Consider the following 14,819-nt stretch of genomic DNA (forward strand, 5'->3'; position numbering starts at 1 on the left):
TTCAACCTCATTTATAGTTTTATAAATTTTTCTGCCATCATCTTCATAAAATATGTATTGTTTTGGGTAGATTATACTTTTTAAAGAATCCATTTATATTCCCTCCAGAAAAGTTGTTCTATCAAAATAGAACCGAATAGCATACTGCTATCCGGTTTATTAATTTTAGAATTTTTGAATATTACCGTAATTGTAATATTTAACTTCGTTAAAGCCGTCACCCATGACATTTTTCGTATCAAAGATTACTTTATCTTTCATCGTTTCAAAGTTTGAATCCGTCAGCATTTTGAATTCACTGTGGTCACTCAATACAAGTACAAGTGAAGAATCCTGAACAGCTTCTTCTAAGTTTTTCTCCACAAAATCCATCTTCACATGAGGATCATAAGCATTTACTTCAATGTTTTCTTCTTTTCTGAGTAATTCATAAATATCAAATGCCGGTGACTCACGGATATCATCTACGTCGCCTTTATATGTCAAACCGAACACCGTCACTTTTTTGGCATCTAATTTGTCCAGAATATACTTAGTGTAATCCACTACATATTCCGGCATTGATACATTGATATTGCGTGCCATCTGGATTAATGGGGACTGCTCTTGTGCTTCTGAAATAATGAAATAAGGATCCACTGCCAGGCAGTGGCCGCCAACACCAGGTCCCGGTGTGTGCATGTTGACCCGCGGATGTTTGTTTGCCATTTCAATGACTTCATGCACATTAATATCCAAATGGTTACAAATTTTTGCAAGTTCATTTGCAAGGGCAATGTTTACATCTCTATATGTATTTTCCATCAATTTGGACATTTCTGCCGTCTTTGCTTTAGTCTCGATCATTTCACCTTTAACGAACGTTCCATAGACTTTCTTACCCGCTTCAACACATGCAGATGTCATCCCGCCAATAATACGGTTGTTGTAAATCAGTTCTTCCATGATCTTACCCGGCAGTACACGTTCCGGACAATGGACAAGGTAAATATCTTCACCAATTTTAAAGCCCTGCTTTTCAAGGTATGGGGCCACGTGATCATCCATGGTTCTCGGTGCAATTGTTGATTCTACGATAACCGTATCACCTTTTTTAAGTAAAGGGACGATGCTCTCCACACCTGACATTACAATTGAAATATCACATGATTTAAATTCATCTTCTTTGTTTGGCGTCGGAACCGCAATAATATAGGCCTCTGCTTCCTCCGCTTTAGTTGATGCACGGAACTTGCCTGTATCAAGCACCTCTTCCAGTGCTTCCTGTAATCCCGGCTCTTCTATATGGATTTGACCGCCATTCAGCATATCCACCGCTTCCTGTTTAATATCCACTCCAACTACTTCCACACCATGTTTTGCGAACATAATAGATGTTGGTAAACCAATATAACCTAACCCAATCGTTGTTAACTTCATTTAAAAGGACACCTTGCTTTCATAGAGTATAATTTTAATTATCTTTTCTTAGTATACCAAAACTTCTTATATTGAACACCTTAAATTTGTCAATATGTTTCTTTAATAAATATTTGTCATTATTCTTACTATTTACTATAGTTATCGCACTGTCAGACAGCTCATATATATTTGCATAATAATTGAACGACTTCGTTTCCGGTCCGACCACCATCAACAAATCATAATAATTTGTCAGTGGCTGAAGTTTACTTTTCAAATCATACTGGTTTACAGTTGTGGCAAATTCATCCTCATCAATTTCTTCGATATCCATTGCGTCCAAATCATCATATTGAGTACGTGTAATTGCCTCACTGATATAGGCTGAGTTTTTCAATTGTGAAATCAAAGATGCTTTCTGCTCTGTATGTAAATATTCATTGATACAGTCTGTATTAAGATGGTCCAGATTGACCAGCAGCACTTTCTTCTTCAACTGTGTGAGCAGGAACCCGATATGTACTGCCGACTCGATCGTCGCTTCCCTGTTATCGATTGAACTAAACAATACAGATTTGTAATTTCTTTCTTCCACGCCGTTTTTTATCACTATAGCAGTTTCATATAAATGACTTAATGTATTTTCAGAAATCTCATTCGTTGATTTATTACTTTGACTGCGCTGCATGTTTAGCCTCCTAAAAAGTTCCTAATGTTTTTTCGCCCAAATAGTATTCATAGTCTTCATCTGTAGAAATGTTTTTATTTAACAGTGAGACTACCAGCCCAATAATCAGACCGACGAATAGAAACAGTACGATTATGAATATTTTAAGCGCATTATTTTCAACCTGATAAATGTTTGCACCACTTGTATCGGCCACTGAATAGCCCTGTTCACTAATGATATTCTCCACTTGTGTTTTTACTGCCTCAATACTGCTTCTGCTGTCAGTATGTATATTCAATTGCAGTATATTAGCGCCGGGCTGCTGACTGATCAACGCAGTCTTTTCAATGGACTGGTTATTCACATTTTCGTTCAACAACGTGTTCAATTCACCACTTGTATTTGGTGAAACATCACCTTCTATTGTATAATGTTCTTCGTACTCATAAGATGCGGCGGGAATCACCAGATTAATCAGCGTACCGATCACGCCAAAGATTAAAACGAATATTATGACATTCAAAGCATTTTTCTTTAAAAAGTACATAGTCAATCTCCTCTAGTCTTTATACAAATATTATTATACTATTATATGAATCATTTATAAATTAATGATACTAAATTTTGAGGTGCAATGTTAATGAAAATCGATATAATCGGAAGTAAATTTACCAGGAAGCTGACAGAGTTTAAAAACTTCCGCTTCGAAGTGAACAATATAGTGGAGGGTCAAAGTATACTCTCATTACTATCAGATCCATATGAAGTGACGATGAAAGACATCAACACGACTGATTTAAATGATATTACGGTTGCTTACCGTGACTTAAACAAATTACTCTATTCCAATCTGAAAAATTCTGATTCAGAAATTTTGCTTATCGAGTTATTGAGTGAATTGAACAGTATCTCTGAATTCAGGCATTCCTATTATAATACTTCTTCTTTAGAGCTGCTGAACGAAGAGATAGAGTATGAAACATTATCAAATATCGAGAAATTCAGAGCATTACAAAGATATATTGATGAATTTTTAAGACTGATAAAGCAGTATGACAAGGTGATTTTTATAAAAATATTGCCAAAAGAACAAGAACAGAAAGATTTTATCGAAGGTTTATATAAAACGCTTGAAGACAATGTCGAACAGAAACTGATATTGACAGTTGATAACGATGACCTGGATGAAAACTTGGAAGCACCTCTGGAATTTTACAACAAAGTCAATGATGATTTAAGGAAATTTTCGTCCGACAATTATTATAATCAATTGTTATTTGATGAATCTCTGGTAGAAAATAAGCTTTCAGTTTATATAAACCATGTAGAAGAAAGAGAATATATTTATGAATTATACAAGAACGGAAAACCATTTAAATCATCTGACCCTACAACCAATAGATATTTTGAGTTCCAGCTGGATGAGCCTGCTAAATACAGAATAAGAGTGAATCTGACCAGCGAAGAAGTTAATCCAAGATTTTCCCAAACATATGAGTTTAACCCGGATAATATTATTTCCAGTCTTAAAAGTGATTCAGAGTATGTAGAGATACCTTCCTCCGAGAATAGATGGATGCTGAATGCTATATTGCAAAAGTATGAGTTCCAAGGACTAATAGGAAACGCGTACCTGTACCCGAATGGGTATTCAAACTATAAAGTGTTTCTTCCCGAAGAAATTAATGGACAATATATTAAAAAAGAGGATTTATTTAATAGTGCATTAAATATTATTTCTGAGATGACTGAAGAAGAATTTGAATATTTCAAAACTAATAATGATGATTTAATAAGAGGAAATCCTTTAATGCTCGAGTTTTTAAATTATTTACAAATGAAAGTTCAATAAAGTATGTTTTAAGTTTCTCATCAAATTTATAGCCAATTTCCAGGGAACAAGAAGATCTGGAAATTGGCTATTTATGTTATAGAATACTGAGAATTTGTCCATAGACACCTAAAGCAAAAATACTAAAAAAACCAAGTCCTATGAACATATTGAAAAATGAGAATTCATCTTTATTGATTTTGAAGTGTTTACTTTTTTCTTTTTGAAGTGTTAACATCTTCTCTTTATATTCTAACTGCTCATCTTTAGTCAAGTTTTTAAACTGGTTTACGAACTCTGAATATTGATCGACCACTGCATCTACCTCGTCAAATTTTTCTACTTCGCCATATTGTATCCATACTGCTTTGTTACACCAGTTTCTAACTTGACTTGCTGAATGAGAGACAAAGAAAATTGTTTTACCCTGTTCCTGGAATTCTTTAATTTTGACTAAGCACTTATCAGCAAATGTTTCATCACCCACCGAAAGAGCTTCATCTATTATTAAAACATCAGGGTCCGTATGAATAGCAATGGCAAAGCCTAACTTTGCCCTCATACCGCTGGAATACGTTTTTATAGGTTGCTCTAAAAACTCTCCCAGCTCACTAAAATCCTTGATATCTTCAAATTTTTCTTCAATTTCCACTTCTGTCAGACCATGCATTAAGCATTTCATTTTAATATTTTCAATCCCATTTAAATCCTGATTCAAACCAGCATTAATAGCAATTAATGAACTTTTGCCTTTAATTGATATATTTCCTGCTGTTGGTTCAGTGACTTCGCCCAATAAATCAGATAAAGTTGTTTTTCCCGATCCATTTAAGCCAAGTATTCCAACAGAATCACCGGACATCACTTCAAAATTAATATCTTTAAGTGCAAAAAAAGGTTTCTGTTTATATATTTTTCCAAATGTAAACAAAGATATAATTTTAGAGATTTTATCTTTATTTAGATCATATACTTTCGATAAATTTTCCACTTTTACTTTATATGTCATTTTCTCTCACCTATAATATTTAAAATTATTCAATATTTATAAATAATCAATAATCTTTTTCCTAAACCTGTAATGGATATGGACGCCTATATAAAATAAAAATAAAGTTAGCCCCCAAAAAAATAAATGATCGGTCCAACCCCCATAAAATGGGCTATCCGTTCTCACTAAAGCTGTCCTGTAATTCATAACTAAATATGCAAATGGATTAAATTTAGCAATATTTTGTAACAGTGCATTGGCTTCTTCTAAAGACCAGAAAATTGGTGTCATGAAGAAAAACATTCTGATAACATTAGTTATAACATTTTTAACATCTCTTACGAGTATTGTTAAAGTTGAGAGGATGAGTCCCAAACTGTAAACAAAAATTGTTGAAGCAAATAAGAAATAAAAAAAAGATAAATAATTAGCTAATGAACCATAGCTGTTAAACACTGAAATAATAAGAACTATAGATGTTGTTATTATAACATTTCTTATTCCCCCGACCAGAGTGATACTCAAGAGGATACTTGATGGAAACTTCATTTTCGTGACCAGACCAATTTGAGATTGAATCGATCCACTCAAAGAGTTTATCATTCCTGATAAAAACATCCATGGAAACAAACCAGTTATTAGATGCACAATAAAAGGCAGTCCTCCTACATCACCTCTGTCACCTCTTAAACCAAGTCCGAAAACAACATAAAAAACCGCGACTTGCAGAAGTGGTTGAAGTATATTCCACAGAACACCAAGATAATGGCCAGCATAGGCCGACTTTAAATTATAGGCACTCAAGCTAATAATAAGTTTTCTGTTTATCCATTGTTCTTTTAACATTTGAAAAACACTATACATATAAAGTTCCTCAATTCAATTTTTACTCTTTTAAAAAACGCAAAAAATATTTACTAACAACTAATTATAATCTCTTTGATTAAATGAATCACTAAAAATATAATTGATTCCTTACGAGATTAAGGCTTAATTTTATAAGCTGTTAAGATTAATGATATTATTGTAGACCAGTCTCTGTTATTCACTACCCAAGATCTTGCATTATCACCAATTTCGCTGTTATCAATAATTTTTATAATCGACTCAGTTAATTTTTCAAGGTTTTCCGCTTCAAATATCTGTCCAGTGATACCTTCAATTACCATTTCCTGAAGAGCATCAACATCACTGACTACCACTTTTTTCTCCATCGCCATCGCTTCATACGTTTTTAATGGTGTAACCAGTCTGCATACTAAATCATCTGTCCGTGCAAATGGTGCCACATCAATTACAGAATAATACTTGGATATTTCCTCATGTGACACTCTCCCGGTAAAAATCACATAATCCTGCAAATCCAGTTTTTCAGTCAAAGACTGCAAATAACTTCTATACTGTCCATCTCCGACGATAAGTAATTTGAATTTTTTATCTAAATCCATTCGATTATTTAAATTCTTCATTGCTTTTATCACTAAATCTAAACCTTCATAGCTCGTGATAGATCCGATAAAACCCAAAACATGGTATTTTTTCAAATTATACTTTCTAATGATTTCATCATTTTTTTCTATCGGAGCAATTGAAGAGGTATCCACTCCATTTGGAATGACAGTGATTTTAGATTCATCAATGCCATGGTCTATCAGGTATGTCTTAAGAGACTCACTGATACAAAATACTTCATCAGCAATTTCGCAGCAGTTAAATTCCTGCTGTTCCTGTAAATTAAAGCGGTCTGAATTCTGGAAACCATCAATTTTGGAGCTTTGAGTATGATGCCACATGCCTCTCACTTCATATATTGTTTTAATACCTAAACTCTTTCCGAGCTGAAGTGAAGGTAATGCATTTTGATAATTTGATGCAGCATGTATAATACCTGGTTTTTCTGCATTTATAATATTTTTAATCTCTCTGGCATAAGCGTAAAAATAATTCAATATCGGAGTTTTATTTGTTAAATATTTATCCGATCGGTCTATATAATATGTCTGAACACCATTAATCGGTTCTTTTGGTATGTCATAACTTTCATGAACGGGTGACCAGCCTAATCTTGTTGTAACTACCGGTTTAAATCCCCGCTCTTTAACTCTTTTGATAATCTCGTTCGAACGTATTGTATAACCATTCACAACAGGCAGAGCTTTGTTTAAGACGAATAAAACCTTATCATTATCCTTCTCGATATCTGCCTCAATCAACTCAGCCGGCAAAGTCCAATGCTGTTTTAAAAACCGATACTCCTGCTCAGCCATTTTAAATTCACCAGGAAATATCCTTTCTGGATTTATCCTTTTAAGTTTTACTATAAACTCATATCTTTTAGTAATATTCCCAAGTATATGATGGGCCCTGATTAATCCTCTTAATACATCCGGATTATTTGCCTTAATATCATAAGCTTTCTCTGCCTCATATAAAGACTGTTGATATCTTTTAGTATTGAACAAAAATTTTGCCAGTTGTACGTGCATTTTTAACTGGCGGTCTTTCGTTCTATTTTTAAACAGTGATATTATTTTCTCGTTCTGATCAGTCATATAATATTGTTTGGCCAATACAATGCTGTGAGAAATCTTAACATTATTTTTCTCAATATATTTCATGATATATTTCGGCAGAATATTTTCATCATCAATACTGTTCAATTGTTTAATAACAAAATTATAAATACGTTTCTGCTGTTTTTTTTCGAACGTATCATGCACAAATTTATCCATTTGTATTTTGTTTGATACATCCGTAAACAAATTCACATTATAAAATACAGGTTCCAGTTTGCGATTTTTTTTAAACAACTCACTTACAGAGTCATTGGACAGGTCCAGTCGATTTTCAATGATTAATCTTCTGATGGAAAAAATATGCTGATGTGTCAGCTGTGTTTTGTGGAGTTTCTGAACAATATCACGAATAAGCTTTTGTGATTGTTCCCCGACATACAACTGATTCAATACATTCTGCAGTTGTATAGATTCGTCTGATTCATCTGCAAAACTGAAATCCAGTTTATAGATTGCTGCCGGATCTATGTAGTGAAGTAAAGTCTGTTCAGCATTTATGTATGGTACAAATTCCTCATTCAGAATTTTTACCACGTCATTTTTCTCAAAAAATTGATTAATAATCAAAACATAACCCAGACTCTGCATCTGTCCGTTCTGATTATCTATGTATGTTTTATATTCTTTTATATTCGTATATTCAGTTCCGCCCAATTCTAATATCTTATCTTTATATTGTCTCCAGTTGTATTTATAAAAGACATCGTCTTTAGCCGCTTCAAGATCTTCATATAATGCTTCATTATTTATTTGAAAGTTTTTAAAAAGATATTCTGCATCCTCGAAATTATTTCTCGATACCAGGTATTTAATCAAAGTACGCTGCTGTCTGTCATTTAGATTTTCTAGTACATCATTCCCATACTTTGACAGTGTGATGATACTCTTGAAATCTTTAAGGTCATAAAGCAGACGGACTTTCAAGTTTAAAATGTCTGGATTATTGTCATTCGCAATATAACTGTACGCTCTTTTATAGTTTCTTTCATGCCGGTGTACCAGTGCCTTTAAATAAGCCTGATACTGGGTGTTTACATTGCTTCGCTCGATTATTTCAAGAATCGGCGCATGATTTGAACTTCTTAAATATAGACTGATTCCAGGTTCTTTGGCACCGATCTTCATCGATAAACTCTTTTTAAAAAAACCTCTCGCAAAGGTCGGCATATTCAGTTTGAAAGATATGTATGACAGGAATCCATATAAATAGTTCATACTCATTCTCCTAGTAGGTCAGTCTTTCAAAAATCCGTTTAAAGACAAGATATTATTTTCCCATATGAAAAGATCTTCGGTTAATTTTCTTGCATTCAACCGCATTTCTTTCTCAAGGTCAGGATTGTCCTTTATCTCTTTAATCATTTTAATAATATCTGCAGTCGTGGCCTTGGGCTTTGAAAAGCCGACATTGCTGTGATTGATCAGGTCTGCGGAATAACCGCTCAAGTTGGACACTACCGGTACGCCCGAACCGATCGCATCCACCACTTTACCCGGGAGCACCCTTAAGAATACTTCACTTTCCTTAAGGAGTGATAAAGCGACATTATGGTTTCTTGTTAGTTCGAGACATTCTTCCCTGCTCTTTTCATCATAGAAGGTGACATATTTCATATTCTGTTCTTCTATGATATCTCTCAGTTCATGAGCGTATGCACCATAACCGATTATATTGAAGATGATTTTGTTTTGTTCCAAATAATCCGCCACTTCTTTGATCTGCTCATAATTCTGGGCAAGCCCAATGTTGCCGGTATAGATCACTTTAAAACTGCCATTCGCTTCCTTAAAATCTATTTCACTTTTTTGAAGTGAGTTCGGTAAATACAGTATTTCTTTTTTAGGCGTGATCCTTAATATGTGATCTTTGAATTCCTCATTATTTACAATGATTTTATCCGCCAGTTTATAAATCTGTTTTTCCATGCGTTTCAGTATCGGAAAGAACCAGTTGATCTTAAGTTTTTCAATCTCTTTGACACTGTCCGGCCACAAGTCTCTGACTTCCAGAACCTTTTTTACACCGGCCTGTTTTTTTTGTGCAAAGAACGTCGCCCACGGTAAAAAGATATTCGGAGATGTGACGTACACTACATCATAATCACACTGATATCTTTTCACGTATAACCAGACTTTATAGGCCAGTTCCATATAGTACAACACTCTCATCTTCAGAGACTTGGACTGCTTATCAATTCTCATCTTCAGCCGTAAAATCTCCGGGGACCTGTCAATATCCGGCTCATCCCAATATTTTTGCTCCTGGTATAACTTCTGGTTGGGATATGTAGGTGGTGTTGTGAGTACATCCACATCATTATCTTTTGACAGATGCGTATATAAATTTTTTAAACGATTGGCGCCGGAGCCGATCTCAGGATAAAAGTTTTGTGTAATCAATAAAATTTTCATAGTCGTATCCCATCAATCTCTCTAATTGTTAGTTAACATTGATATAATATTTAATTTTATCACACTTGAAGCTTCTGTATAATTTTGTACTCATAAAATATTTCCTATTTATATTACCATTATGAATTAGAAAACTAAATATCTTTGATAAAAAGTAAGTTCATGATAAAAAACATCCTTGGATTATTACGAATCCAAGGATGTTGAGTTACTTAATTATCAAAGTCGCTGCCTTAAGCCATGATTTACTTTTTAGTTGTTTTGCAGGATCCAACTTGATACATATTCTTGATTTAGAGCTAACCTGGATGTCTATTCCTGAATTTAAATCAAGTACATCATATTCTGCATTGTCTATTTTAACGATTACCGTTCCACTGCCTTTACGATTGTTATAAATCGTACTTAAATTAAAAGTTAAATCGTTGCTGCTATTATTAATTACTTCAAATCGATATTCATTCGCAGGGTCTATAGGACTGTTTCTAGGTTTTAATATTACTATATTCGAATCTGTATATGCACTCAGTAAATTAGGCTTTAAAAGTTCCAGCCCTTTTTTTATAACAAAATTGTTATCTTTGGATTTAACAAGTTCCTGCTCCAGTCTACTTGACCTCTGATATGCATCTTCATTTGTGTTCACTCCAAAAAAATTTAAAACCGGCCAATATTTATTTATAATTGCAGTATGCAGAGACATGTTTTGCCGTTCGTCTATATTGGGAGATAATAATGCTTCAAATATTTTACGTGAATTCACAATATTAAATACTTCTAAAACATTATCAGTTTCCTGAGTAATAATACTTTGAAAATTTCCAAGTCTAATTTCTAAAGCATGTAAATCGAGCATATTATAATCATATATATTATCAAAATCAAGTTCAGTTCTATTCATATATTCTGCGACTGCTTTATCTAATCCTTTTCTTTTATCAGGTAAAGTATCAACTATGGGGGACCACCTTAATAAACCGTCTACCATACTTTTAAAATTATTCTTCATATATAATTCTTTTCTAAATGTAGATTTGGCTAAAGTCTGTACAGTTGATTTTATATGCAATGCATCATGATACTGTTGATTATCTATAAAATATTTGCTCAAAGCATATGAATGATTCGATGATAGTGTTCTATCCATCCACTCGTAGTATTCATGATTTTTGTTCAAACTTGGAATTTCAAAAAATTCGTGTTTTAAATCCAGATTATCTGCCATAGAATTTACAATAAATTCATCTGTTTTGTATATAGATTTTGATGCCGGATTTTTATTCAAGTCATCTTCTGACCTCAAATAAGTGAAAAATTTTATATCCTTTTTTAAATTTTTCACCAGTGCTAATGAAAGCTTAGAATCTGCCCCTCCGGTCAAACTGAATATTTTATTTGGCTGATTATATAACCACTTATTTACTTCATTGAAATATGGTTCCAATATATTGAATGATTCATCTACAGTTTTTTCAACTTTATTTCTTCTGGGAAAGATCCTGGAAATTTTAAAGTTATTTAAAGAAACATCATTACTGGGATTAAGTTTAAAAATTTCATTGTGATAAGTATAATCTAGGAATCCTTTACGAAAGAACTTATTTTTAGTCAGCTTAACGCCATAATTGTTAACTAAAATATCTTTGATTAAATACACATGACTGGCAATAATTTCATACTGTTCATTATAAAATACTGGTTTTAAGCTTGACGCATCAGATGATACATACACATCTGAGCCATCGTTGAAAATTAATGTGAATCGTCCATTTAAATACTCTACTTCATCATAAAAATCTTTCACATCATTTGATAGAAGTAATTTCTCTACAATGTCATCTACTGATTTATCCCCGTTTCTAATATCCATACAATAACCTAAAAGATAAATTTCTTTTTCAGCTATCTGTTTACGGGTAAATAAATAATCTTTTGAAATATAAATGTTCTTTTTATCATTCAAATTATTTTTTGTGAAATTATTATAATTTGAATCCAATTCCGTAATAAAAAATGCTTTGTGAAGTTTATCAGAAAAGTCATACATTGATAGTCCTCCTGTTAGTCTTGATAAAATTATAAATAGAATAGTCCTCATCTTATATAATCGGTCAATATATAATTCATTTAGGTATTTTTACTGATTTATTACATTTAATGTTCTTTCGGAAATATCCCTTTCCTGTAAATGTAAACTCTTTCTAATAAGTTAACATTAATTATATACTAATTAAATGTATATGCAGTATGTATTATTACATTTATATTAAATTTACGTAAATTAGAATGACATATTCTTCTAAATGTTTATAATATTGATATGCATAGTAAATACCTTGGAGGCAGCCATGAAATATAAGAACAGATTAATTATACCTACATTGATAACAACTTCTTTACTTACTTCGAGTTTAGTAGCAAATGCCGATGAAATGACCGATGAGAGCATAAGCACCGATGAAATAGAAGTTACAGTAAATGAGAATGACGAAACCCGAAATGGCAGTGTTAATGTTGAAGAAATGCCCAGCGATGCAACAGACGCAATAGATGATTCAGATTCAACAGATGCAGTCTCGCAGGAAGCTGTACATGATGAAATGGCAATCCACGAAGAAACTGTAGATGATTCAAATACAGAAGAAATAACAGAAAGTAACACAATTACTGATACTGAAGAAAATAATACGGAAGATATCAGTCAAAATGATAATCTGCCAGAAACAACTAATAATGTAACGGACAAAGCCGGCCAGGATGATGATTTCGCAGAAAATGACACTAGTAAAAAATTAACCAATGAAAAAGTAAAGCATGAATCTTTGGACGAGGTTTCAAAACAGGCACATGATGCAAAATTAATATCAGATGAGCAAAAGATTGAACATATAAGTACTGATAGTGATCATTATGAAGATTCTACATTCCATGATACTGATGAACAAGATAATCAGGAAGTTGCTACTGATTCTACTATCTTTGAAGACACTGATGTTAGTAATGAGACCATCACAGATGAAGATTTAACTTCAAACCAAGCCGATCATGAGAGTGAGGCTCGCAGTTTTTCAGCACCTGAAAATATTTCTACATTTTCAACTATGAATCTAAAGCCTGAAGCAAATAATGTCCGTGAAGTTAAATCAGTAAATTATGCAACTAGAATTAAAGATGAAAATAACTCAGGCCTATATAGCCCGGTTACAAATAACAATGGTAAAAATGCTGAACGATTTTTGAACCAGACTTTATTTATTTCTGAATCCACAAAAGTAAATGGTTCTACATATTACAAAATACTTAAAGGTGTCGATGGTCCAATGCAGGGCTGGATGAAGCAAAATGATTTAGATTTATATAACATTTTTAACCATCGAAAACATAATGAGACACTTTACGTTAATTCAAATCATAAAAATGACTATTTATTGGCAGATCCTTACGGTACTTCCAAGCAGCACGTTAAAAAGTTAAAAGACACAGGTAGTTCAACTTTCAACGCAACTGAAACTCTTAAAGTAGGAGCAGTAACATACTACTACGGTACACTTGGTGATTCTGAGGGATGGATAACTGAATCCAGATTAACCAAACAAGCTCAGCCAAAATATTCAGATGCCAGATTTGCAGCAAGAATTCCAAATGGAAATAATAACTCCGGCATTTACAGTCCTGTAACGAGCAATAACTCAGTGTCTGCAAATAGATTTAACAACAGTACATTGTTTATTACAGAACAGGCGGATTATGACGGCACAACTTATTACAAAATCCATAACGGATTGGACGGTGCCATGCAGGGCTGGATGAAAAAGAATGATTTACAAATCTTTGGACTGGGTAAAGTGAGAAACCATAGTGGTTCTTACACTGTAAAGCATGATGATTTCGATTTGTATACGGATCCTTATGGAAATTTATCACAGCGTATTGGAAGTTTGAAAAATTATAAAAACACTCCTTTTAAAGCCGAGAAAAGTATAAAAATTGGAGCTACAACACACTATTACGGCAGTTTCGGTAATCAAAAAGGCTGGATTTCAAATGCTGCATTGACTAAATACACAGCACCTGAACCACCTGTTTCTTCACCGAAGGTCCAAACTGTGAAGTATAACCGCAGTTTAAACAATGTGCTGAACACTCAGATGTCGTTGTCAACTAAACCGCAGGCATGGGTAAACGGCGGCGGATGGAGAAATGCGACACGCAGTGAAGTCAGACATTTCCTGGATACAAGCCACCAGAAAGGCGGCGCGTGGGATTATACTTTCTTAAATTTAGACCAAAGACAGGGTATATCCAGTTCTGTTCTAAATAGCAATCTGCTTAATAACAAAGGTATTTTAACAAACCGCGGCAGTGCATTTTCACAGGCAGCGAGACAGCACAGCATTAACGAAGTGTATTTGATATCTCATGCGATTTTAGAAACAGGTCATGGCAGCAGTCAGCTTGCCCAAGGTGTCAAATTAGACCGCAACGGCAACAGATCCAATAATGGAACAACATACTACAATATGTACGGTATCGGTGCAGTAGACCATAATGCATTACTCGGCGGTGCGCGTTATGCCCAGAGAATGGGCTGGGATACACCTGAGAAGGCAATCATCGGCGGTGCTGGTTTTGTGTCCTCCAACTACTTTGCAAGAGGTCAAAACACTCTGTACTCCATGCGATGGAACCCCGGCAACCCTGGAACTTACCAGTATGCAACAGATGTAAACTGGGCATATGCAACGGGCAGAAACCTGAAAAATTACTATGATCAACTTGGAATCAAAGGACAATATTTTACAAGGCACACATTCTAAGTTATAGAAATAATCCCGATAGGCACAATGACCTGATATCACTAAAGTTTATAGATGAAATGAAACATCTGTAAACTTAGGCAGCAGGTCAACAAGGAATCGTTTTTTTCATATATTTCAA

General features: G+C 33.7%; 10 protein-coding genes. 2 read left to right on the forward strand and 8 right to left on the reverse strand.

Translation table 11 applies throughout. The features are described 5' to 3' along the window. Window positions 1–165: 165 nt before the first annotated feature. From BLR15_RS10535 to BLR15_RS10545, 3 genes are read right to left on the reverse strand one after another with little or no spacing between them, the layout of a single operon-like run. Complete coding sequence (locus BLR15_RS10535; protein ID WP_092987299.1) at window positions 166–1,419, reverse strand: nucleotide sugar dehydrogenase; 1,254 nt, start codon at window positions 1,417–1,419, stop codon at window positions 166–168. Window positions 1,420–1,453: 34 nt separating this feature from the next. Next, the gene (locus tag BLR15_RS10540) at window positions 1,454–2,089 is read right to left on the reverse strand and encodes a ParA family protein (protein WP_092987300.1); all 636 of its coding nucleotides are present in this window, start codon (window positions 2,087–2,089) and stop codon (window positions 1,454–1,456) included. Window positions 2,090–2,099: 10 nt separating this feature from the next. Next, on the reverse strand, window positions 2,100–2,618 hold the full coding sequence (locus tag BLR15_RS10545) for a hypothetical protein (RefSeq protein ID WP_092987301.1): 519 nt from the start codon (window positions 2,616–2,618) through the stop codon (window positions 2,100–2,102). 93 nt (window positions 2,619–2,711) lie between these two features. Here BLR15_RS10545 and BLR15_RS10550 point away from each other — a divergent pair, with 93 nt between their 5' ends. Then, window positions 2,712–3,923 carry a DUF6270 domain-containing protein gene (locus tag BLR15_RS10550; protein WP_092987302.1) on the forward strand — a complete coding sequence of 404 codons (1,212 nt, stop codon included), beginning with the start codon at window positions 2,712–2,714 and terminating at the stop codon, window positions 3,921–3,923. Between the two features lie 76 nt (window positions 3,924–3,999). Here BLR15_RS10550 and BLR15_RS10555 read toward each other — a convergent pair whose 3' ends face one another. From BLR15_RS10555 to BLR15_RS10575, 5 genes are all read right to left on the reverse strand, one after another. After that, on the reverse strand, window positions 4,000–4,911 hold the full coding sequence (locus BLR15_RS10555) for an ABC transporter ATP-binding protein (RefSeq protein ID WP_092987303.1): 912 nt from the start codon (window positions 4,909–4,911) through the stop codon (window positions 4,000–4,002). A 36-nt stretch (window positions 4,912–4,947) separates the two neighbouring features. Continuing rightward, window positions 4,948–5,739, reverse strand: coding sequence for an ABC transporter permease (locus tag BLR15_RS10560; RefSeq protein ID WP_331465675.1), 792 nt, complete (start codon window positions 5,737–5,739; stop codon window positions 4,948–4,950). Between the two features lie 137 nt (window positions 5,740–5,876). Beyond that, window positions 5,877–8,393, reverse strand: a complete 2,517-nt coding sequence (locus BLR15_RS10565) for a glycosyltransferase family 4 protein (protein WP_176754132.1) — start codon at window positions 8,391–8,393, stop codon at window positions 5,877–5,879. 309 nt (window positions 8,394–8,702) lie between these two features. Beyond that, window positions 8,703–9,881 (reverse strand): glycosyltransferase family 4 protein, encoded by a 1,179-nt coding sequence (locus BLR15_RS10570; protein WP_092987306.1) that lies wholly within the window; start codon window positions 9,879–9,881, stop codon window positions 8,703–8,705. A gap of 208 nt (window positions 9,882–10,089) precedes the next feature. Further along, on the reverse strand, window positions 10,090–11,928 hold the full coding sequence (locus BLR15_RS10575) for a hypothetical protein (RefSeq protein WP_092987307.1): 1,839 nt from the start codon (window positions 11,926–11,928) through the stop codon (window positions 10,090–10,092). 301 nt (window positions 11,929–12,229) lie between these two features. Between BLR15_RS10575 and BLR15_RS10580 the strand changes: the two genes are divergently transcribed. Then, a complete protein-coding gene (locus BLR15_RS10580; protein WP_176754133.1) occupies window positions 12,230–14,698 on the forward strand; it encodes a GW dipeptide domain-containing protein in 2,469 nt (822 codons plus the stop codon). The last annotated feature ends 121 nt before the right edge of the window (window positions 14,699–14,819 follow it).

The organism is Lacicoccus qingdaonensis, assembly GCF_900101075.1.
GTDB lineage: Bacteria > Bacillota > Bacilli > Staphylococcales > Salinicoccaceae > Lacicoccus > Lacicoccus qingdaonensis.

Bases quoted from the DNA above. Each gene is read 5' to 3' on its own strand.
- BLR15_RS10570 (WP_092987306.1), bottom strand. From the start codon at position 9,881: ATGAAAATTTTATTGATTACACAAAACTTTTATCCTGAGATCGGCTCC.
- BLR15_RS10535 (WP_092987299.1), bottom strand. From the start codon at position 1,419: ATGAAGTTAACAACGATTGGGTTAGGTTATATTGGTTTACCAACATCT.
- BLR15_RS10545 (WP_092987301.1), bottom strand. From the start codon at position 2,618: ATGTACTTTTTAAAGAAAAATGCTTTGAATGTCATAATATTCGTTTTA.
- BLR15_RS10560 (WP_331465675.1), bottom strand. From the start codon at position 5,739: ATGTTAAAAGAACAATGGATAAACAGAAAACTTATTATTAGCTTGAGT.
- BLR15_RS10555 (WP_092987303.1), bottom strand. From the start codon at position 4,911: ATGACATATAAAGTAAAAGTGGAAAATTTATCGAAAGTATATGATCTA.
- BLR15_RS10575 (WP_092987307.1), bottom strand. From the start codon at position 11,928: ATGTATGACTTTTCTGATAAACTTCACAAAGCATTTTTTATTACGGAA.
- BLR15_RS10550 (WP_092987302.1), top strand. From the start codon at position 2,712: ATGAAAATCGATATAATCGGAAGTAAATTTACCAGGAAGCTGACAGAG.
- BLR15_RS10580 (WP_176754133.1), top strand. From the start codon at position 12,230: ATGAAATATAAGAACAGATTAATTATACCTACATTGATAACAACTTCT.
- BLR15_RS10540 (WP_092987300.1), bottom strand. From the start codon at position 2,089: ATGCAGCGCAGTCAAAGTAATAAATCAACGAATGAGATTTCTGAAAAT.